Source organism: Actinocorallia sp. A-T 12471, from assembly GCF_033875155.1.
Classification (GTDB): Bacteria; Actinomycetota; Actinomycetes; order Streptosporangiales; family Streptosporangiaceae; genus Actinocorallia.
Genome location: NZ_JAWZTE010000002.1, coordinates 502,740 through 523,621, shown reverse-complemented (window position 1 = coordinate 523,621; position 20,882 = coordinate 502,740). Strand labels below are relative to the sequence as shown.

Sequence of the window (20,882 nt, the reverse complement as noted above, 5' to 3'; positions counted from 1 at the left end):
GGCGATTCCCTCGTGCAGTGAGGTTCTGAAGCAATATCGACCGCACCTGTCGGGAAGCCGCGTCAAGGCGCGAGCGCGACTGCCACGACGGTCCGACCCCTGAAGGGGAACACATGCAGACTCGGGCAGCGATCCTGTGGGAACAGAACGGCGACTGGAGCGTCGAGGACATCGAGCTTGACGACCCGAAGGCCGGCGAGGTCAAGATCAAGCTCGTGGCGTCCGGACTGTGCCACTCCGACGAGCACCTCGTCACCGGTGACATGGTGCTCGGGCCCGACATCTCGGAACTGATGGGCGTCCAGCAGTTCCCGATCATCGGCGGCCACGAGGGCGCGGGCGAGGTCGTCGAGGTCGGCCCCGGCGTGACCACACTCAAGGAGGGCGACCACGTCGTCCTGTCGTTCATTCCGGCGTGCGGGCGGTGTCCGTCGTGCGCGCGGGGGCGTCAGCACCTGTGCGACCTCGGCGCGTTCATCCTCGCGGGCCGCCAGATCACCGACATGACGGCACGCCACCACGCGCTCGACGGCACCGACCTCGGCATCATGGCGTGCACGGGCACCTTCGCGCCCTACACCGTCGTCAGCGAGACCTCGTGCATCAAGATCGATGACTGGATCCCGCTCGACAAGGCGGCCCTCGTCGGCTGCGGCGTCACCACCGGGTGGGGCTCGGCGGTCAACGCGGCAGACGTGCGGGCCGGGGAGACCGTCGTCGTCATCGGGCTCGGCGGGCTCGGCATGAACGCCGTCCAGGGCGCGGCGCTCGCCGGGGCGCGGCACGTCGTCGGCATCGAGCCGGTGGAGTGGAAGCGCGAGAAGGCGGCCGAGTTCGGCGCGACGCACACCGCCGCGACCGTCGAGGAGGCGTTCGCGAAGGTCGGCGAGCTGACGTGGGGCGCGATGGCCGACAAGGCGATCCTCACCACCTCGGTGGCGACGGGCGACCTCATCGGCCAGATGATGAGCCTGATCACCAAGGGCGGCAGGGCCGTCTGCACCGCGGTCGCGCCCATCCTGCAGGAGGACGTGAAGATCAACCTGTTCGACCTGTCGATGCAGCGCAAGGAACTCGTCGGCTGCATCTTCGGCAACTCCAACCCGCGCCGCGACATCATCCGCCTCCTGCGCCTGTACGAGGAGGGCAAGCTCAAGCTCGACGAGCTGATCACCACCACGTACACCCTTGACGACATCAACCAGGGCTACAAGGACATGCGCGACGGCAAGAACATCCGGGGCATCATCAAGTACTAGACCCCGCCTTCCCACGGCCCGGACGCCTTCGCGGCGGCCGGGCCGTCCGCATTTCGGGACGGGCCCGCCACAATGTTTCCGGGAGTTTTCCGAATTCCGGACGTCTCATTCCTTGGACGGTTGACGAAAGGCAGTTGATTGTCCAGTCACGGATGAGGTTGCCTCGGTGAATGTGAGATACATCACACTTGGCGGAATATTGCCCTGAGAATTGTGCGGCTACATTTGCTCGCTATGACCGCAGAGGACGAAGCGCGCGCCTATTACGCACCGGAGATCGCCAGGGGAGTCGACAGGTTCTTCGAGCCCCGGCGCACCGAGTGCGTGTGGTGCGGCTCGTCCGACCTGGCGGTCCGCGCGGTCACGCCCGACATCGTGCAGCACAAGCCGGGCGTCTTCACGCTCGACGGATGCCGCGCGTGCGGCCATGTCTTCCAGAACCCGCGGCTCACCGGAGAAGGACTCGGCTTCTACTATCGCGACACCTATGACGGGCTCGGCGAGGCGTCCACGGAATTCGGATTCGGGCTCGTCGCCCGCGATTACCGGCGCCGCGCGCGCACCCTTCGGGCGCACGGCGCGCAGCCCAAACGCTGGCTCGACGTCGGGGCCGGTTTCGGGCACTTCTGCAAAGAGGCCAAAGGCGTCTGGCCGGACACCGAATTCGCCGGACTCGACCAGGGCGCGGGCATCGTCAAGGGACTCGACCGCGGCTGGGTCGCCCAGGCGCACCGCGGCTCCTTCGTGGACCTCGCGCCGGAACTCGCGGGCTCCTACGACGTGGTGAGCATGCACCACTACCTCGAGCACACCACCGAGCCGTTCGCGGAGATCGAGGCGGCCGCGCGGGTGCTCGACCCCGGCGGGTTCCTCCAGATCGAGGTCCCCGACCCCGAGAGCGCGTTCGCGAGGCTGTTCGGGAACCACTGGTTCCAGTGGATGCAGCCGCAGCACCTGCACATGTTCCCGCACGCCAACCTCGCCAAGGCGGTCACGGACGCCGGGTTCGAGGTCGTGGAGGTCGTCAGGTCCAAGGCCGACCTCGGGCACGACTTCGTCTTCGCCTCCCTCGTCGTCCTCAACGCCTTCGGCCCCAAACCGTCACGCCCCTGGGCGAAGCCGACCCTCGTCGGCCGTCTGCGGCACTACGCGGCCCTGCTCACCGCGGTCCCGACGGTCGCCGTCGCGTTCGTCCTCGACCACACGGTCCGCCACCTCATCCCCGGCCACACCAACGCCTACCGCCTCATCGCCCGCCGCGTCTGACCCCGGCAGGTCCTTCACGGACGCTGTCGCGTTCGGACGGCTCCGCCGCCCGGGTGAGCGCTAGGGCTCGGTGGGGTCGTCGCGCTCGGGGGAGTCTTCGGGGGCGGGGAGGTCCGCGGGGTTGGGGAAGGGCTCGGTGTAGGGCTCGCCGGACATGATCGCGTCGACGCGGGCGCGGATGTGGGCCCCGGTGACGGGGCAGTCGAGCGGGTGGTCGCGCGGGCAGTCGAGCAGGTGGTTCAGGACCTTGGCGGCGCGCTCCAGCCGGCTGATCCGCGCCCGGGTGGTCTCCAGCTGGGCGGTGATCCGCGCGTGCCGGTCGGCGGCGCGCGGCGCACGCATGGTGGCCAGGGTGTCGGCGAGCGTCATCATGCCGTCGTGGTGCCAGAGCTGGGCGTACGCCAGCCGCTCAAGCGCGGCCCTGTCGTAGTGCCGCACCCTGCCCCGCCGCGCCGACGACGGGACAAGCCCGATGTCCTCGTAGTAGCGCAGCGTCGGCACCGAGACGCCGAACCGCTCCGCGACCTCCGTGATCGAATACAACTCACCCATCCCGATTCCCCCTTACCCCCGGCGTCGCCCTTGTGTTCCGAATTCGGATGACTTCGGGACTCTCCGTGATGTTCCCGGGGCGGCGGGCTTGTACTCAAGCGTACTTGAGTTCGCACACTGGAACCGGTCGAAATCGGACATCGCACATCGCTGACCTGGGATGACGCGGTGCCGGGCAGGGGGCGGCCGGAACGGGGGAGTAATGCGCGGGGCGGGGTCAGCCCTCGACGGGCTGTGCGCTGGCGTCCACCGACGCGCCGAGCTTGCGCAGCAGCGCGGTGAGCAGCGCGGCCTCGGCCTCGGCGAGCCCGCCGAGCATGCGCTGCTCGGTGGCGAGGTGCTCGGCGAACACCTCGTCGATCTTGGCGAGGCCGAGTTCGGTGAGCTCGGCGTAGACGACCCTGCGGTCCTCCTTGGACCGCGTCCTGCGGATCAGGCCGTCGGCCTCCATCTTGTCGAGCCGGAACGTGATCCCGCCCGAGGTGAGCAGGGAGGATTCGGCGAGCTCGCCCGCGGTCTTGCGGTGCGGCGCGCCCGAGCGGCGCAGGTTCGCCAGGACGTCGAAGGCCGCGAGGGTCAGGCCGTGCCGCTCGTGGACCTCGCGCAGGATCGCGCGCTGGGCGATGTTGATGCGGGTGATCCTGCCGAAGACGCCGATCGCGTCGGGGGACACGTCGGGGCGCTGCTCCCGCCACTGGTCGACGATCTCGTCGACCTCGTCACGGAATGTCTCGTCGGCTGCCATGCGGATCTCCCCACCCGGACCCCGGATCGCTCCGGGCTAAGTATCTTTGGTCTAAGCTATAAAACTCAGTATCAAGGCTTCTAGTGTACGGCCCGCGACACAGGCGGCCGGGCGAAGCAGGCCGGGGCGCAGCCGCCGGGAACGTCAAGGAGAGGAAGTCATCCCCATGACCACACACGCGCGGCGGCGGCAGTGAAGCCCGCGCCGTTCGCCTACCGCCGGGCCGCCTCGCTGACCGAGGCGGTAGACCTGCTCGCGGCCGACCCCGACGCCAAGGTCATCGCGGGCGGGCAGTCGCTCGTCCCGATGCTCAACATGCGGCTCGCCCGCCCCGGCACCCTCGTGGACATCGGCGCGCTCAGCGCGCTGGACTACGTGGACCTCGTGGACGGGCACCTCGAGGTCGGCGCGACCGCGACCCAGGCCGACGTCGCCGCGCACCCCCTCGTGCGCGAGCGCCTGCCGATCCTCGCCGCCGCGATCTCCCGGATCGGCCACTCCCAGATCCGCAACCGCGGCACGGTCTGCGGCAGCATCGCGCACCACGACCCGTCGGCCGAGCTGCCCGCGCTGGCCCTCGCGCTCGACGCGCGAATCCTCGCCTACGGGCCGCGCGGTCCCGTCGTCCACGAGGCCGCGTCCTTCTTCACCGGCACGTTCGACACCGCGCTCGCCCCCGACGAGATCGTCACCGCCGTGCAGTTCCCGCTGCCCGCGCCCGGCACCGGCTGGGCGTTCGAGGAGGTCGCCAGGCGCAGCGGCGACTTCGCGCTCGTCGGCTGCGCGGCGCTGCTGCGCGCCGAGGCGGGGACCGTCGCCGAGGCGCGCCTCGCGCTGTTCGGCGTCGCCTCGACCCCCGTCCGGCTGCCCGAGGCCGAGGCGCTGCTGACCGGCGGCCCGGCCACCGAGGAGGCGTTCGACGAGGCCGCGCGCCTCGCCGCCGCCTCGCTCACCCCGTCCTCCGACAGCCACGCCTCCGCCGACTACCGCCGCGAGGTCGCCGCCCACCTGCTGGGTGTGGCGCTGGCCGACGCGCTCGCCAGGAGCACCGATGCCTGAGATCACCCTCACCGTGAACGGCGCCGCGCACCGCCTCACCGTGCCCGACCGCATGCTGCTCACCGACGCGCTCCGCGACCGCCTCGGCCTCACCGGCACCCACGTCGGCTGTGAGCACGGCGTGTGCGGCGCCTGCACGATCCTGATGGACGGCAAGCCCGTCCGCGCCTGCCTGACGCTCGCCGTCCAGGCCGAGGGCCGCGAGATCCGCACCATCGAGTCGGTCGCCCCGTCCGACACCGAGCTGCACCCCGTCCAGCGGGCGATGCGCGACTGCCACGGCCTCCAGTGCGGCTTCTGCACCCCCGGCATCGTCATGAGCCTCGTCGCCCTCCACGAGCGCGCCGCCACCGCCGAGGTCCCCGAGGACGAGATCGCCGAGACCCTCTCCGGCCACCTGTGCCGCTGCACCGGCTACCGCAACATCACCGCCGCCGCCCACCAGGCCCTCACCACCCCCTGCCCCCACGACACGGCCGCACCCACCGCCCCCGCGAGCGCTGAGGACGCCCGCGCGCGGGCTGAGCGGGCTGACGTCGCGGCCGCCGGGGTCGGTGGGGGAGCCGCGCGGGCTGATGCGGCCGGTGTCGAGCGAGAAGGAGTTGAGGGATGAGCGTGGTGAATGCGTCGGGCGGGTTGATCGGGCAGCCGGTCAAGCGGAAGGAGGATGACGCGCTGCTGCGCGGGCGGGGGCGGTTTCTCGCCGACCTCGCGCTGCCGGGGGCGTTGGAGATCGCGTTCGTGCGGAGTCCGCACGCGCACGCGGAGGTCACCAGGATCGACTGCGGGGCGGCCCGCGCGCTTGACGGGGTTGTCGCCGTTTACGCCTGGGACGACATTCGCGACACGGTCTCTGAGCTGTTCCTTGAGGCCGAGATGCGGATTCCCGAGCAGGTGCGGGAGGCGATTCGCCCGCTTTCGCGGCTCCAGCCCGTGCCGTTGCTCGCCGACGGACGGGTGACGTGCGTCGGGCAGGCCGTCGTGATGGTCGTCGCCGCAGACAGGTACGTGGCCGAGGACGCCGCCGAGCTCGTGGAGATCGACTACTCCCCGCTGCCCGCGCTGGTCGATCCGCTCGACGCGCTCGCGCCGGACGCCCCCGTCGTGGTGCCGGGCACCGAGGACAACCTGGCGATCTCCGTCGAGGGCAAGGTCGGCGACGTCGAGGCGGCCCTCGCCGAGGCCGTCCACGTGGTGACCGAAAGGTACAGGTCGCACAGGTATGTCGCCTCGCCGATGGAGACGCGCGGCGTCGCGGTCTCCCTCGACCCGCGCGACGGGTCCCTGACGGTCTTCGCCTCCACCCAGACCCCGCACCGCCTCCGCGAGGTCATCGCCGGGACCCTCAGGCTCGACCCGTCCGACGTCAGGGTCACCGCGCCCGACATCGGCGGAGGATTCGGGCAGAAGGGCGTCCAGTATGTCGAGGATGTCCTTGTCCCCTATGCCGCGCACCGGCTTGGCCGTCCCGTCCGGTGGGTCGAGGACCGCACCGAGAACCTGACGTCCTCCTCGCACGCCCGCGAGCAGGTCCACGACATCACCCTCGCCGCCGACGCCGAAGGCCGCCTCCTCGCCCTGCGCGACGACGCGGTCATCAACCTCGGCAACGCCAACCTCACCGGCCTCGTCGTCCCCTACAACACGCTCACGCACGTGATCGGCCCGTACGTGATCCCGTCGCTCGACCTGCGGGTGCGCGGCGCGGTCACCACGACGATGATGGCGACCCCCTACCGGGGCGCGGGCCGTCCCGAGGCGGTCTTCGCGATGGAACGCGCGATGGACCGTCTTGCCAGGAAGGTCGGGATCGAGCCGCACGAACTGCGCGCCCGCAACCTGGTCCAGCCGGAGAACATGCCGCACCGGACCGGCCTCATGTACCGCGACGGGACCATGCAGACCTACGACTCGGGCAACTTCCCCGAGCTGCTGCGCCGCCTCGTCGGCCACCTCGACGTCGCCGAGATCCGGCGACGCCAGCGCGACGGCGACGTCGCCCCCGGCAAGCGCCTCGGCGTGGGCCTCGCCCTGTACATCGAGGGCACCGGACTCGGCCCGTTCGAGAGCGGCTCGGTGACGGTGCTGCCGTCCGGCAGGATCAGGGTCGCGACCGGCGCGAGCTCGCAGGGCCAGGCGCACCAGACGGTGTTCGCCCAGGTCGCCGCCGACGCGCTCGGCGTCCCGCTCGACCGGATCGACCTGCGCGAGGGCGACACCGCCGCGATCGGCCACGGCGTCGGCACCATCGCCAGCCGCAGCATGGTCACCGCGGGCAACGCGATCCACCTCGCCGCGCTGGCCGTCCGCGACCAGGTGCTCGCCGACGCCGCCGGCCTGCTCGGCGTCGCGCCGGAGGACCTGGAGATCGTGGCCGGCGTGGTGCGTCCGGTGGACAAGCCCGAGGCCGGGATCGACCTCGCCGACCTCGCGGCCCGCCGCGCCCCCCTGCTCGTGCCCGGCACCAGCACGGGACCCGGCGCGGTGATCAGCGAGACCACGTTCTTCAAGCCGCCGACCGTCACCGTCGCCAGCGCCGCGCACGGCGCGATCGTCGAGGTGGACGAGCGGACCGGCAAGACCGAGATCGTCTCGTACGCGATCGTGCACGACTGCGGCCGCGTGGTGAACCCGATGGTCGCCGACGGCCAGGTCACCGGCGGCGTCATGCAGGGCATCGGCGGCGCGCTCTACGAGGAGATGGAGTACGGCCCCGACGGGCAGCCGCGTTCGGTCACCTACATGGACTACCTCGTGCCCACCGCGGCCGAGGCCCCGCCCTACGTGCTCGACCACATCGAGACCCGCTCGACCCTCAACCCCCTCGGGGTGAAGGGCCTCGGCGAGGGCGGGGCCATCGCGCCGCCCGCCGTCATCGCCAACGCCGTCGAGGACGCGCTGGGGCCCGACCACGTCCACGTCACCCGAGGCCCGCTCACCCCGAGCCGGGTCAAGGACCTCATCCGCGCGGCGTCCCCCGGCGTCACGTCAGAAAGGTAAGCAATGGAGCTTCAGCACTCCTTCACCGTGCCCGTCCCGGCGAGCGAGGCGGCGGGCGTCCTGCACGACGTCACGCGGCTCGCGCCGTGCATGCCGGGCGCGGTCCTCGACGGGTTCGACGGCGTCGAGTTCACCGGCAGGATGAGCGTCAAGGTCGGCGCGATCACCATGTCCTACCGGGGCAAGGGCCGCTTCCTCGACGGCGACGCCGACACCGTCGCGCTCCGCGTCGAGGCCGCCGAGACCAAGGGCGCGGGCGCGGTCGCCGCCGACGTGGTGTGCCGCCTCGCCGACGAGGGCGGCGCGACCCGCGTCGTGGTGGACACCCGCGTGGACATCTCCGGACGGGCCGCCCAGTTCGGGCGCGGCGTCATCAGCGAGGTCGGCGACAAGGTCGTCGCGGCCTTCGCCGCCAACATCCAGGCGGCCCTCTCGGCGACCCCGGAACCGGCCCACCCGGCCCCCGCCGCCCCCGCCCAGCCCGCGACGTCCCAGCCCGCGTCGGGTCAGGCGGTGCCGGCCCAGCCCGCGTTCGCGCCGGTCGCCGCCGCCCCCCTGGACCTGGGTTCCGTCGCGGGCCCCGTCCTCGTGAAGAAGGCAGCCCCCTTCGCCGTGGTCCTCGGCCTGCTGCTCGCGTTCCTGCTCGGCCGCCGCACCTCGGGCTACCGCCTGACGCGCGACTGACCCCCTCGCAGATACCGGGAAAGGTCCCGCAAAAGCATCGCAAATGCGGTCCTGACCAGCGCATTAACGGAATTGTTACAGCAGAAGTCTAGGCACCTAAAATCTTAGGACTAATACTTCTTGAACTAAGAAGTCATGCTCTGAGAAGAGGATCACCATGTCGAAGAAGCTCCTGGCCACCGCCGCCCTGGCGACCACGGCCATGCTCGCCTCCGCCTGTGGCGGCGGCGACGACGCGGGCGCGGCGTCAGGCGAGGTCACCGTCGCGCTGCCCTTCGCGAGCTGCCTGTCCTGGTACCCGCTCTACGTCGCGGAGGACAAGGGCTACTTCAAGGAGGAGGGCGTCAAGGCGTCGTTCGAGGCGACCGACGGCTCGGGCGGCGCGGTCCAGGCGACGCTCACCGGCAAGGCCGAGCTCGCCGCCGCCGCGCCGAACGCCTACCTGGCCGCGACCGCCACCGGCGCGGGCCTCCAGGCGTTCTACGCCCTGTACCAGAAGAGCACCTTCTCGGTGATCACCACCAAGGACTCCGGCGTCAGCGACGTCGCGGGCCTCAAGGGCAAGAAGATCGGCATCAGCGCGCCCGGCGGCGGCGACGTCATCTACCAGGAGTGGCTCGCCTCGCAGGCCGGGCTGAAGAAGGACGCCGACTACAGCCAGCTGGCCGTGGGCGACGGCTCCTCAGCCGCCACCGCGCTCAAGAAGGGCACGGTCGACGCCTACTCCGCCTCGTTCTTCGACGAGGAGGTCATCAAGAGCGGCGACCTGGAAGTGACCGCGCTGCACGTCGCGAACGAGCCGCAGCTCGTCGACAACTTCCTCGTCGCCACCGACAAGTGGGCCAAGGCCAACACCGAGACGATCGAGAAGGTCGGCCGGGCGCTCGCGCGCGGCACCGAGTGGGGCCTGGCCAACCCCGACGGCGTCATCGAGATCTGCGGGAAGCACGCGCCCGAGGAGACCGAGGACCCGGCGTTCGCCAAGGTCATCTACGACCGGGTGAGCGACCTGCTGACCCTGCCGGAGAGCGCGCAGGGCAAGTACGGCCACATCGACACCGACGGCTTCGGCGCGTTCGCCGCGCAGCTGGCCGACCTGAAGCTCATCGACTCGGCCGACGGCGCGAAGGCCGTCACCAACGACCACGTCGAAGCCTGGAACTCGACCGGCAAGTAAGCGCCAGGCGCGCCAGCGCGAGGGCGATCGAGAGGGAAGCATGCCACAGCACCGAATGACCGCGGACCGACCCGCGGCCGACACGACCGCGACGGGAGCGGCAGTGCACGTCCGCGACGTCGTCCGGACCTTCACGCGCGACGGGGAGACCGTCCACGCCCTCGGCCCGGTGTCCCTTGACATCGCGCCGGGGGAGTTCGTGGCGCTGCTCGGCCCCTCGGGATGCGGGAAGAGCACGCTTCTCAACATCATCGGCGGGCTCCTGCCGCAGACCTCGGGCATCGTCCGGGTCGGCGGCGACGATGTCGCGGGCGTCCCCGACGAGGTCGGGATGATGTTCCAGAAGGCGGTCCTGCTCGCCTGGCGCACGGTCCGGGAGAACGTGCTCCTGCCGATCGAGATCTCCCGTGGCCGCAGGGCCGCGAAGGCCGCGACGGCGAAGGCCGACGAGCTGCTCGACCTCGTCGGCCTGGCGGCCTTCGCCGACAAGATGCCGAACGAGCTGTCCGGCGGCATGCAGCAGCGCGCGGCGATCTGCCGCATGCTCATCCAGGAGCCCAGCGTCCTCCTGCTCGACGAGCCGTTCGGCGCGCTTGACGAGTTCACCCGCGAGCACATGAACGTGGAACTCGCCAGGATCTGCGCGCTCACCGGCCGTACCGCGGTGTTCGTCACCCACTCGATCAGCGAGGCGGTGTTCCTCGCCGACCGCGTCGTGGTGATGAGCGCGCGGCCCGGCCGGATCGCGGGCGTCGTTGACGTCGACCTCGCCAAGCCCCGCGACCCCGAGGTGATGACCTCGGCCCCGTTCCAGAACTACGTCCGTGAGGCGCGCGACCTGCTGAAGACCGGCTACGACGCGGCGTCCTCCGGCACCGAGGAGCACTGACCATGACGCAGCCCGCCACCGCGACCCCGCCCCGGGTCGCCGCGCAGCCGGACAAGGCAGCGCCGCGCGCGAAGGCCGCGAAACCGCTTATGGAGCGCATCCCCACCCCGATCCTGCTCACCGCGGCGCTGGCCCTGCTCGTCGCCGTCTGGCAGGGCGCGATCTCGCTCGGGTGGGTCAACGAGTACGTCCTGCCGACCCCGTGGGACACCGCGACGGCGCTGTGGGACGTCACCGCCGACCTGTTCACCGGCGGCCCGGTGTTCGACAACTTCCTGATCTCCGCGCAGGAGACCCTTTACGGCCTGCTCATCGCGGCCGTCGCGGGCGTCGTGCTCGGCGTCCTCATCGCCGAGACCGTCATCGGCCGACGTGTCCTGCAGCCGCTGATGATCGCGCTGTACGCCGCGCCGAAGGTGGCGCTCGCGCCGCTGTTCGTCGCCTGGTTCGGGTTCGACATGGCCCCGAAGGTCGTCATGGCCGCGGTCATCGCGTTCTTCCCCGTCATGGTCGACACCGCCGCGGGCCTCGCCGGGATCGACGAGGACGAGGACAAGCTGTTCAAGTCGCTGCGCGCGACGCCGTGGCAGCGGTTCGTCAAGCTCAAGCTGATGAACGCGCTCCCGTTCGTGTTCGCGGGCCTCAAGTCGGCCTCGGTCCTGGCGGTCATCGGCGCGATCGTCGCGGAGTTCCTCGGCGGCGGTGAGGGCCTCGGCGTCATGGTGAAGACGGCGTCGGTCGGCTTCGCGCTCGACCGGGTGTTCGCGTTCGTCATCCTGCTGTCGGTGATGGCGTTCCTGGTCTACCTCGCGGTCGACCTCATCGAACGCCGGGTGGTCTTCTGGCGGCAGACCGGCTTCCTGCCGAGCGAGTCATGATGGCCGAGAACCTGCTTCCCATCCTCGTCGGCGGCGTCCCCACGCAGGGGCGCGGCGGCCCGCTGGCCAGCGTCGACCCCGCCGACGGCACGACCGTCGCGACAGTCGCGGCCGCGTCCGAGCTCGACGTTGACGACGCCGTCGCCCGGGCCGTCGCCGCGCAGGCCGACCCGGCGTGGCAGCGGATGCTGCCGCACGTCAGGGCGCGGCTGCTCACCCGGACCGCCGAGATCATCGAGGCGCGCGCCGAGGAACTCGCGCTGCTCCAGTCGCGCGACAACGGCAAGCCCATCACCGAGACGCGGGCGCTGGTCGCCAGCGCGGCGGGCACCTTCCGTTATGTCGCTGCCGTCCTGGAAAGCTCAGACGAGCGCCTGACTGTCCCGCGCGGGCAGTATCTGACGCTTTCGGTGCACGAGCCGATCGGCGTCGTCGGCGCGATCACCCCGTGGAACTCGCCGATCGCCTCGGACGCGCAGAAGCTCGCCCCCGCGCTCGCGGGCGGCAACGCGGTGCTGCTCAAGCCCGCCGGATGGGCGCCGCTGGTGTCGCTGAAGGTCGGCGAGATCCTGCTCGAGGCCGGATTCCCGGCCGGGCTCGTCAGCGTCCTGCCGGGCGCGGGCGGCACCGTCGGGCAGCGGATCGTGGACCACCCGGCCGTCGGGCACGTCTCCTTCACCGGGGGCACCGACACCGGACGGCGGCTCGCCGAGTCCGCCGCGCGCAAGCTCATGACGACGTCGCTCGAGCTCGGCGGCAAGTCGCCGACGATCGTGTTCGACGACGCCGACCTCGACGTGGCGGTCAACGGCGTCCTGTACGGGATCTTCAGCTCGCAGGGCCAGTCGTGCATCGCCGGATCGCGGCTGTTCGTGCAGCGTTCCGTCCTTGACGAGGTCGTCGCCCGCCTTTCTGCCCGCGCCGACGCGCTCAGGGTCGGCCACCCCCGCGACGAACGCACCCAGATGGGCCCGCTCATCACCGACCGACACCGCACCTCGGTCGAGGAGTACATCGGGCTCGGCGTCGCCGAAGGCGGCAAGGTCGTCGCCGGGGGAGCACGCCCCGCCGACCCGGCCCTCGCGGCGGGCACGTACCTGCGTCCGACGATCATCACCGGCGTGACCAACGCGTCACGGATCGCCCAGGAGGAGATCTTCGGCCCGGTCCTCGTCGTCATCCCCTTCGATGACGAGTCCGACCTCATCGCCCAGGCCAACGACACCGTCTACGGCCTCGCGGCGGGCGTCTGGACCCGCGACTTCCCCAAGGCGTGGCGCACCGCCCGCGCCCTCCAGGCCGGACAGATCTGGATCAACACCTACAAACAACTGTCCGTGGCCACCCCCTTCGGCGGCTTCAAGGACTCCGGCTCCACCCGCGAGAAGGGCGCGGACGCCATCCGCGCCTACCAGCGCCAGAAGAGCGTCTATGTGGACGTGAGCGGAACCCCCATCCCCTGGGCGGACTGACGCACGTCCCCGACCCCGGCCCGGATATATCCCCACGGATATATCCGGGCCGGTGTGCGTTATGGGTGGATTCCGTGCCGGAGTCGAGGTCAAGGCCCTGATAAGAGCCGCAGCGCAGTCCTGGATGTCCCGATCTCTTAAGTCCAAGTGATATATGAAATAACACCATGAAATCCACGAGAACCGGGGAACCAGCACTTTGGGATGCGGGGGCACGGAGAGCTACGGTAGATTGAATATATGGTTGATGTCCCCGATGAGGCCGCGGAATCCGTGACCCAGGCGCCCCCCGACCCCCGCCGCCGTCAGGGTGAGGCCGCGGACTCGGCGGTGGAGAAGGTCGCCGCGCAGGTGCGCAGGTCGGTGCTGTCCGGGGCGCTGCCGCCCGGCCAGAAGTTCTCGATCGCCGAGCTGAGCGCGCAGCTGGGGGTCAGTCACATCCCCGTCCGCGAGGCGCTGCGCAGGCTCGAGGCACAGGGCCTGATCGTGCTGCGGCCGGGCCGCAGCGCGATGGTGAGCCCGCTCGACCGCGACGAACTGCGGGCTATATTCCGGCTGCGCCAGATGCTGGAACCCGACCTCGCGGCGCGGTCCTGCTCGATGCTCACCGACGACGACTTCGCCGAGGCCGAACGGCTGCTCAGCCTGTACGTCGGCGAGGAGTCCGACATCACCGACGACGCCGACTACCTGTGGACGCTCCACCACGACCTGCACATGGTGTACCTGCGCCCGGCCGCGACCGAATGGGACCTGCGCATCCTCACCCAGCTGTGGAACGCCTGCGACCGCTACACCCGCGTCGTGTTCGACACCTACGCGGTGCCGTCGCACAACCGCAAGTCACGTGAGGTCGCGCACCGCGCGCTGTACGCGGCGGCCCGCTCGGGGTCCCCCGCGGAGATCCGGCGGGCCATCAGCGAGCACCTGTCGAACAACGAGGCGGCGTGCCTGTCCGGCATCGCTGCCCTCGCCCTGCGCTAGCGCGCCGCCTCCTCCCGCAGGACGCGGCGCAGCACCTTGCCGTTCGCGCTCTTGGGCAGCTCCCCGACGAGCACGACCGACTTCGGCTTCCGAGCGAGGCGATGCGGCTGCGGCAGTGCTCGATCAGCTCGGCCTCGCTCGGCGGCGGCGCGCCCTCGGCGGGCACCACGTACGCGCGCACCGACTCGCCCCACGACGGGTCGGGCACGCCCACCACGACCGCCTCGTGCACCCCGGGGTGCAGCAGCAGCGCCTCCTCCACCTCGCGCGGGTAGATGTTGGAGCCGCCGGAGATGATGACGTCCTTGGAACGGTCGGTCAGGTACAGGAAGCCGCGCGCGTCGAACCTGCCGACGTCGCCGGTGGCCAGCCACCCGTCCGTGACGGTCCGCGCGGTCGCCTCCGGGTCGTTCCAGTACCCTGCCATGACGACGTCGCCGCGCACCAGGATCTCGCCCTCGCCGGGGGTCGGGCCGTCGCCGATCCGCACCTCGATCCCGGTGAACGGACGGCCGCACGAGCGCCAGTTCGAGTCCTCGGCGTCGCGTTCGGTGAGCAGCTCCGGCGGCATGAACGCGATGGTCATGGGCGACTCGCCCTGCCCGTACATCTGCGCGACGACCGGGCCGAACGCGGCGATCGCGTCGGCGAGGTCCTGCTCATACAGCGCCGCGCCGCCGACCATGATGTGCCGGAGCGTCGCGGGGGAGCGGCCCGCCGCCTGGGCGGCGTCGGTGAGACGGCGCAGCATCGTCGGCGCGAGGAACGCCGCGTGGGTGGCGGCGTGCTCGTCGGCGAGGGCGAGGAACGCGACGGGGTCGAAGCTCTCGCCGTCGGCGATGACGTTGGTCGCGCCGTGCCCGACCGACGGCAGCAGGTACAGGCCGCTGCCGTGCGAGAGCGGGGCCGCGTGCAGGTAGACGGTGTCGGGGCCGACCGGGTCGATGTCCGCGTAGTAGTTCAGCGTCATCGCCATCAGGTTGCGGTGCGTGAGGGTCGCGCCCTTGGGCCGTCCGGTGGTGCCCGAGGTGTAGAACAGCCAGGCCGGGTCGTCGGGCCGCACGTCGGCGACGGGCGCGGGCCGCGCCGCCGCCAGCTCCGTCCACGCAGGTGAGGCGGCTTCGACGCCAAGAGTGCCGCCGAGGATTCCGGACGCGGTCACCGTCTCACGCGTATGCTGATCGTATATGACGAGTCCCGCCGCGGCGTGGTCCGCGACGTACGCGGCCTCCCGCGCGTGCAGATGCCGGTTGACCGGCACCGCGACCATCCCCGCCCAGAACGCCGCCCACAGCGCCGCCACGAACTCAGGCCCGTTGTTCATCATCAACATCACGCGTGACCTGGGCTCAAGGCGTTCCCGCAGGCCCGTGGCAAGGCGGGCGACACGCTCGGTGAGCACGCTATAGGAGGCGCGCCCCGAGGCGTGGACGAGGGCTGCGCGGTCGGGGTGGCGGGTCGCCGTCGAGGCGAGGAGTGCGGCAACGTTCACGACCCGGATCATATATTTAACGTTCTGTGCCTACAAGGGTCATCCTGGCCATCCAGCCTGCACTCTTTCGGATCAGGTCGGCAGATGTGTGGAAACCATCACCCCTCGCAGGCTATATTCTTCCCCGCACCAGGTTGTGACCCACGACACTTGGAGAAACCCACCATGGCGTCCACCCTGACCCGTGAAGAGATCATCAAGCGCAACATCGAAGCCGTGGACCAGCACTTCCACAACGAGAACGCCGAGGGCATCGACCTCGCCGTGGGCGTCTACACCGACGACATCATCTGGGAGGTGCCCGCGCGCGGCCTCGTGCACCGCGACCGCGAGACCGTCAAGGCCGAGTACCTCAAGATCTTCGACTCGATGAAGGTGCACAAGATCACCAACCTGCACCGGTTCGCCACCGAGGACTGGGTCTTCGACGACAGCATCTTCGACTTCACCGTCACCGGCGACGGCTTCCACAACTGCCCGTTCCCGGCCGGCACCCGCGTCAGCGTCCGCCTTGTGCACGCCTTCGAGCTGCGCGACGGCAAGATCTGCCGGGAGAACGGCTACGAGATCTGGCGCCGCGCCGAGGACACCCACCTCGTTCGGGACGACATCCCCGCCGACGCCGTCGTGCAGGAGTTCGAGTGACCGTCGCCGTCATCGGGGCCGCGGGCACCATCGGCCCGCGCATCGTGGAGTCCCTGGTCGCCCGCGGTGAGCGTCCGCGTGTGCTGACCCGCGACGCGGACCGCGCCAAGCCGCTGCTGCCCGCCGAGGCCGAGATCCGGCAGGTCGACATCGGCGACCACGACCAGATCATCGCCGCCTGCTCGGAGGTGTCGTCGGTGCTGCTGCTCACCGCGCACTCCCACGACATGGCCGACCTCCAGCTCCGCATCGTGCGGGCGCTGCGCAGGCTCGACGTGTCGATCGTCAAGGTCTCCGGGACGTCCTCGGCGATCACCCCGCAGGGCCCGTACGCGTGCCGCGCGCACTGGGAGGTCGAGACGGTCCTGCGCGACAGCGGCCAGCCGTACGTGATCCTGCGGCCCAACGCGTTCATGCAGACGCTCATCGGCCAGATCCTGCTGCCGTCGGTGCGCGCGACCGGCACGGTGCCCAACCCGATCGCGGGCGCGGGCATCAGCTTCATCGACGGCCGCGACATCGGCGAGTGCGCCGCGATCGCGCTCACCACCGACGACTGGGCGGGCCGCACCCTCGTGCTCACCGGCCCGCGTCCGGTGACGTACGCCGAGATCACCGCGGTCATCGGGGAACGCACCGGCCGCAAGGTGGAGCTCCAGGACATCACGCCCGCCGACGTGCGGATCATGATGTCCGGGCGCGGCACCCCGCTGTGGGAGGCCGAGCACTTCGAGGAGATGTACGAGATGTTCCGGCGCGGAGAGTCGGAGTTCGTCTCCGGCGACGTCGAGCTGATGACGGGCCGGCCGCCCCGCACGGTCGAGGACTACCTCGCCGAGACCCTGGACGGCGTCGCGTCATGACCGCCCCCGAGTACCGCACCGACGTGCTCGTCGTCGGCGGCGGCCCGACCGGGCTCGCGACCGCGATGGAGCTCGCGCACCACGGCGTCGGCGCGATCGTGGTCGAACCCCGCACGGAGGTCTCGCACCTGCGGCCCAGGGCCAAGACCACGTCGGCGCGGACCATGGAGCTGTTCCGCCGCTGGGGCCTGGCTGACGAGGTGCGCAGGCGCGCCCCGCTGCACGTCGACTGGGCCAAGGACATCGTGTTCTGCACGACCGCCACCGGCCGCGAGATCACCAGGCTCACCGGCACGCTCGGCCTCGCCCTCGCCGACGGGGTCGCGGCCGAGGCGGGCCAGCAGGTGCCGCAGCCGATCGTGGAGGAGGCGATGCGCGACGCGCTCACCGGCTCCGAGCACGTCAGGCTGCTGCTCGGCCACCGGGCGGTCCTCCTCGAGGAGACGCCCGACGAGGTCGCGGTGACGATCGAGGACGAGGAGGGCGTCACCTCCATCGTCCGGGCCAAGTACGTGGTCGGCGCGGACGGTCCCCGCAGCGTCGTGCGCGCCGCGATGGGCTCGGTCTACCAGGGCGAGAGCCAGCCGCTGCCGAACGTCAGCATCACCTTCGAGAGCGCGGAGCTCGGCGACCTCATCCCGCACGGCAACGCGGTCCAGTACTGGGTGCTGAACGCCGGGACGCCGGGGATCGTCGGCAGGCTCGACCTCTCCGGCACCTGGTGGGCGATCGCGACGGCGCGTCCCGCCGACGTCGCCGACGGCGTCGTCTCGCCCGAGTCGCTCGTCACCGGGCTGCTCGGCAGGGATCTGCCGATCAAGGTCATCGCGACCGACCCGTGGTGGTCGCGCACCCTGATCGCCGACGCCTACCGCAAGGGCCGCATCTTCATCGCGGGGGACGCCGCGCACCAGAACCCGCCCTGGGGCGGCCACGGCTATAACACGGGCGTCGGCGACGCGGTGAACCTCGGCTGGAAGCTCGCCGCGGTGATCAACGGCTGGGCCCCGGTTGACCTGCTCGACAGCTACGCCGCCGAGCGCAGGCCGATCGCCGAGCAGTTCGTGGCGACCGCCGCCGAGAACGGCAAGACCGGGCCGACGACCCTCGCGGTCGAGGCGCTGACCGGGACCGAAGCCGAGTTCGCGGCGGCGCGCCCGGCCGTCGCCGAGGGCATCCAGACCGCCAAGCGCATCGAGTTCCACAGCGACGGCCTGGTGTTCGGCATGGGCTACGGCGAGGCCGCCGCCCGGCAGACGACCAACGGCTCGGACTACCTGCCGGTCGCCGCGCCCGGCAACCGGCTGCCGCACCGCGTCCTCGACGACGGCACGTCGCTGTTCGACAGGCTGGGCCGCGGCTTCACCGTCATCGGCTCGGCCGAGGCGGCGGCGGGCCTGGTCGGGGAGGCCGCACGGCGCGGCGTCCCGCTGACCGTCCTTGACGAGCCCGCGCTCGGCCTCGCCGCGTTCTTCGGGGCAGAACTCGTCCTCGTGCGGCCCGACCAGTACATCGCCTGGATGGGAGGCACGCCCGCCGAGACCGAAGCGGCGGACGTGCTCGCGGCGGCGCTCCGCGGATTTCCTCGGAGGGAGACGTCATGATCCTGGTCACCGCGGCCAACGGGAACCTGGGCAGGCTGCTCGTGCCGAAGCTGCTCGCGGACGGGCACGCGGTGCGCGCCTGCGTCAGGTCGGAGGAGTCGGCCGGGCACCTGCGCGCGCTGGGCGTCGCTGACGTCGTCGTCGGCGACGTCAGCGATCCCGGCGTCGCCGACCGCGCGCTCGACGGCGTCGCGAAGGTCTTCCACGTCGGCCCGACCCTGCATCCGCGCGAGCGCGAGATGGGGTTCACGGTGGTGGACGCCGCCCGCGCGAAGGGCGTGCGCCACTTCGTCTTCAGCTCGGTGCTGCACGCCATCACCACCGACCTCGTCCAGCACGAGATCAAACGCGACGTCGAAGAGCACCTGCTGTCGTCGGGCCTTGAGTTCACCATCCTCCAGCCCGCGAACTACATGCTGCCGCTGAAGCTGCGGCCGGTGTTCGAACGCGACGTGTTCGAGCTGTCGTGGTCGCTCGACCGGCGTCAGTCGATGGTCGACCTCGACGACGTCACCGACGTCGCGCGGCTCGTCCTCGCCGACCCCGACGCGCACGCGGGCGCGACGTACGAGCTGGTCGGGCCCGGCCGGTACACCGCGCACGAGCTCGGCGAGATCATCTCCCGGGTCCTCGGCAGGCCGATCGAGGTCCGCGAGATCGACGCCGACACCTACCTCAAGGCATGGGTCGGCGACGGCGACCCGCGCGAGTTCACCCACCAGATCCGCGTCCTGCGCTCGATCTCCGCGCGGTACAGCGGCCACGACTTCGTCGGCAACCCCAACGTCCTCACCTGGCTCCTGGGCCGCCCGCCGACGACGTTCGAGGAGTACGTCCGCAAACAGCACGCGGCATTCACCGACCAGAACCGAAGCAGCCCCGGCTGACCCAGCAGACCGGCACACCGGACGGCCCCGTCGAGGAGGCGGGACCCTCCGGGGTCCGGCGGCACCACCCCGCCCGAGCCCGACGGGTCACTGATCCCCTCGGACACGGCGGCGCTCAACCACGCGATCGGCGAGATCCGGCGCAAGCACGACGCTGACGCCTCGGGGGCGGGGCCCCGCCTTCCACCTCCCCTGACCCGAACAGAGCCGCCCCCACCGGGGGCGGCTCTTCCCGTCCTTACGGCCCCCGCTCGCGCGCCGCACCGCGCGGACGTCGGTCGCCCGGGCGGTGGGGGTGGGGGTTAGGACAGCTCGGTGAGGACGCCGGCGCACCAGACGGCGCGGACGTCGGTTGTGGCGTTGATGTCGGCGAGGGGGTCGCCGTCGATGAGGAGGAGGTCGGCGCGCAGGCCGGGGGCGATCGCGCCGCGGTCGGTGAGGCCGAAGAACGTCGCGTTGTCGATCGTCGCGGCGCGCAGCGCCTCGGCCGGGGACGCGCCCGCCTCGACCAGGTAGGCGAGCTCGCGGTGCAGGGCCGCGCCGTGCGGGACCGTCGCGGGGGCGTGCGGCGAGGAGTTGGCGTCGGTGCCCGCGAGGATGCGCGCGCCCGCCGCGCGCAGGGCGGCCACGGCCTCCTGCGCGTAAGAGAAGTCGAGGTCCTTGCCGGTGATCTGCCGGGTCATCGGCGACGCCGCCGAGCGTTCCATCATGACGAGTGTCGGGATGACCACCTGCCCGGACGCCGCGACCGCGTCGATCGTCGCCTCGTCAAGCGGCGCGTCGACCGGCACGTGCGTGATCGCCGAGACGCCCGCGCGGACCGCCATCTGGAAGGTGACGACGGCGGCGGCGTGCGCGACGCTCACCAGGCCGCGCGCGTCGGCGGCCTTGACCAGCGCGTCGATCGTCTCCTGCGGGAGGCCCGCCGGGACCGGCCGCGACGGGTCCTCGATGATGATCTTCAGCAGGTCCGAGCCCTGCGCGATCCGGTCGGCGACGAACGCGTCGGCCTCGTCGGGACGGCTCAGCACCGCGTCCTTCGGGAAGTTCATGAACGTGGTCTGCACGCCGCCGGGCGCGCTCGCCGGGATGCCCGCGCTGCGCACCTCGGGCAGGCCGGGCAGGCTGCGCAGCGCGTCGAGCACGTCGCGCGACGGGCTGGCCATGTCGAGCACGGTCGTCACGCCGAACGCGCGCTGCGCCACGAGGTCGGACTCCTCGCGCAGGTGGATGTGCGCGTCGATGAGGCCGGGCAGGAGCGTGCCGCCGCGCCCTTCGTAGACGACGGCGTCGGCGGGGGCCTGCTCGGGGGCGACGATGATCCCGTGGTCGACGGCCACGGTCCCCGGGTCGGACAGGCCGTGGCCGTCGAAGATCCGTACGTCGCGCACCACGAACGCCGAAGGGGAGTCGAGCATCCTGGGGA

19 protein-coding genes are annotated in these 20,882 nt (G+C 71.3%); 15 read left to right on the top strand and 4 right to left on the bottom strand.

Features of this window, described 5'->3' with window-relative positions; translation table 11 throughout:
* The first annotated feature begins 113 nt into the window (after positions 1–113).
* Together R9X44_RS07450 and R9X44_RS07445 are read left to right on the top strand one after the other, a co-directional pair.
* The gene (locus R9X44_RS07450) at positions 114–1,259 is read left to right on the top strand and encodes an NDMA-dependent alcohol dehydrogenase (protein ID WP_319813247.1); all 1,146 of its coding nucleotides are present in this window, start codon (positions 114–116) and stop codon (positions 1,257–1,259) included.
* A 234-nt stretch (positions 1,260–1,493) separates the two neighbouring features.
* On the top strand, positions 1,494–2,525 hold the full coding sequence (locus R9X44_RS07445) for a class I SAM-dependent methyltransferase (protein WP_319813246.1): 1,032 nt from the start codon (positions 1,494–1,496) through the stop codon (positions 2,523–2,525).
* A gap of 60 nt (positions 2,526–2,585) precedes the next feature.
* Here the strand turns inward: R9X44_RS07445 and R9X44_RS07440 are convergent, their stop codons facing one another.
* Together R9X44_RS07440 and R9X44_RS07435 are read right to left on the bottom strand one after the other, a co-directional pair.
* Positions 2,586–3,077 carry a MerR family transcriptional regulator gene (locus R9X44_RS07440; protein ID WP_319813245.1) on the bottom strand — a complete coding sequence of 164 codons (492 nt, stop codon included), beginning with the start codon at positions 3,075–3,077 and terminating at the stop codon, positions 2,586–2,588.
* Positions 3,078–3,294: 217 nt separating this feature from the next.
* On the bottom strand, positions 3,295–3,822 hold the full coding sequence (locus R9X44_RS07435; RefSeq protein ID WP_319813244.1) for a MarR family winged helix-turn-helix transcriptional regulator: 528 nt from the start codon (positions 3,820–3,822) through the stop codon (positions 3,295–3,297).
* A gap of 192 nt (positions 3,823–4,014) precedes the next feature.
* On the opposite strand from R9X44_RS07435, the gene R9X44_RS07430 reads away from it, so the two are divergent.
* From R9X44_RS07430 to R9X44_RS07390, 9 genes are all read left to right on the top strand, one after another.
* Complete coding sequence (locus tag R9X44_RS07430) at positions 4,015–4,881, top strand: xanthine dehydrogenase family protein subunit M (protein ID WP_319813243.1); 867 nt, start codon at positions 4,015–4,017, stop codon at positions 4,879–4,881.
* On the top strand, positions 4,874–5,494 hold the full coding sequence (locus tag R9X44_RS07425; RefSeq protein ID WP_319813242.1) for a (2Fe-2S)-binding protein: 621 nt from the start codon (positions 4,874–4,876) through the stop codon (positions 5,492–5,494). The genes R9X44_RS07430 and R9X44_RS07425 overlap by 8 nt, the downstream gene beginning before the upstream one ends.
* Complete coding sequence (locus R9X44_RS07420; protein WP_319813241.1) at positions 5,491–7,881, top strand: xanthine dehydrogenase family protein molybdopterin-binding subunit; 2,391 nt, start codon at positions 5,491–5,493, stop codon at positions 7,879–7,881. Before R9X44_RS07425 ends, R9X44_RS07420 begins: the two co-directional genes overlap by 4 nt.
* 3 nt (positions 7,882–7,884) lie before the next feature.
* Positions 7,885–8,565, top strand: coding sequence for an SRPBCC family protein (locus tag R9X44_RS07415; RefSeq protein WP_319813240.1), 681 nt, complete (start codon positions 7,885–7,887; stop codon positions 8,563–8,565).
* Between the two features lie 157 nt (positions 8,566–8,722).
* A complete protein-coding gene (locus tag R9X44_RS07410; RefSeq protein WP_319813239.1) occupies positions 8,723–9,742 on the top strand; it encodes an ABC transporter substrate-binding protein in 1,020 nt (339 codons plus the stop codon).
* 55 nt (positions 9,743–9,797) lie between these two features.
* The gene (locus tag R9X44_RS07405; RefSeq protein WP_319813238.1) at positions 9,798–10,631 is read left to right on the top strand and encodes an ABC transporter ATP-binding protein; all 834 of its coding nucleotides are present in this window, start codon (positions 9,798–9,800) and stop codon (positions 10,629–10,631) included.
* A gap of 2 nt (positions 10,632–10,633) precedes the next feature.
* Positions 10,634–11,509: an ABC transporter permease gene (locus R9X44_RS07400; protein ID WP_319813237.1), complete on the top strand. Its 876-nt coding sequence runs from the start codon at positions 10,634–10,636 to the stop codon at positions 11,507–11,509.
* Positions 11,506–12,981: an aldehyde dehydrogenase gene (locus R9X44_RS07395; protein ID WP_319813236.1), complete on the top strand. Its 1,476-nt coding sequence runs from the start codon at positions 11,506–11,508 to the stop codon at positions 12,979–12,981. Before R9X44_RS07400 ends, R9X44_RS07395 begins: the two co-directional genes overlap by 4 nt.
* Before the next feature lie 240 nt (positions 12,982–13,221).
* Entirely contained in the window at positions 13,222–13,965 is a 744-nt protein-coding gene (locus tag R9X44_RS07390) for a GntR family transcriptional regulator (protein WP_319813235.1), read from the top strand.
* Here R9X44_RS07390 and R9X44_RS07385 read toward each other — a convergent pair.
* A complete protein-coding gene (locus R9X44_RS07385; RefSeq protein ID WP_319813234.1) occupies positions 13,898–15,457 on the bottom strand; it encodes a class I adenylate-forming enzyme family protein in 1,560 nt (519 codons plus the stop codon). The genes R9X44_RS07390 and R9X44_RS07385 overlap by 68 nt on opposite strands.
* Before the next feature lie 165 nt (positions 15,458–15,622).
* Here R9X44_RS07385 and R9X44_RS07380 point away from each other — a divergent pair, with 165 nt between their 5' ends.
* From R9X44_RS07380 to R9X44_RS07365, 4 genes are read left to right on the top strand one after another with little or no spacing between them, the layout of a single operon-like run.
* Complete coding sequence (locus R9X44_RS07380) at positions 15,623–16,102, top strand: nuclear transport factor 2 family protein (RefSeq protein WP_319813233.1); 480 nt, start codon at positions 15,623–15,625, stop codon at positions 16,100–16,102.
* Positions 16,099–16,965: an NmrA family NAD(P)-binding protein gene (locus R9X44_RS07375; protein WP_319813232.1), complete on the top strand. Its 867-nt coding sequence runs from the start codon at positions 16,099–16,101 to the stop codon at positions 16,963–16,965. The genes R9X44_RS07380 and R9X44_RS07375 overlap by 4 nt, the downstream gene beginning before the upstream one ends.
* A complete protein-coding gene (locus R9X44_RS07370) occupies positions 16,962–18,569 on the top strand; it encodes an FAD-dependent monooxygenase (protein WP_319813231.1) in 1,608 nt (535 codons plus the stop codon). Before R9X44_RS07375 ends, R9X44_RS07370 begins: the two co-directional genes overlap by 4 nt.
* Positions 18,566–19,456: an SDR family oxidoreductase gene (locus R9X44_RS07365; RefSeq protein WP_319813230.1), complete on the top strand. Its 891-nt coding sequence runs from the start codon at positions 18,566–18,568 to the stop codon at positions 19,454–19,456. Before R9X44_RS07370 ends, R9X44_RS07365 begins: the two co-directional genes overlap by 4 nt.
* Before the next feature lie 302 nt (positions 19,457–19,758).
* Here R9X44_RS07365 and R9X44_RS07360 read toward each other — a convergent pair whose 3' ends face one another.
* Positions 19,759–20,874 (bottom strand): amidohydrolase family protein, encoded by a 1,116-nt coding sequence (locus R9X44_RS07360; RefSeq protein ID WP_319813229.1) that lies wholly within the window; start codon positions 20,872–20,874, stop codon positions 19,759–19,761.
* Positions 20,875–20,882 lie beyond the last annotated feature (8 nt).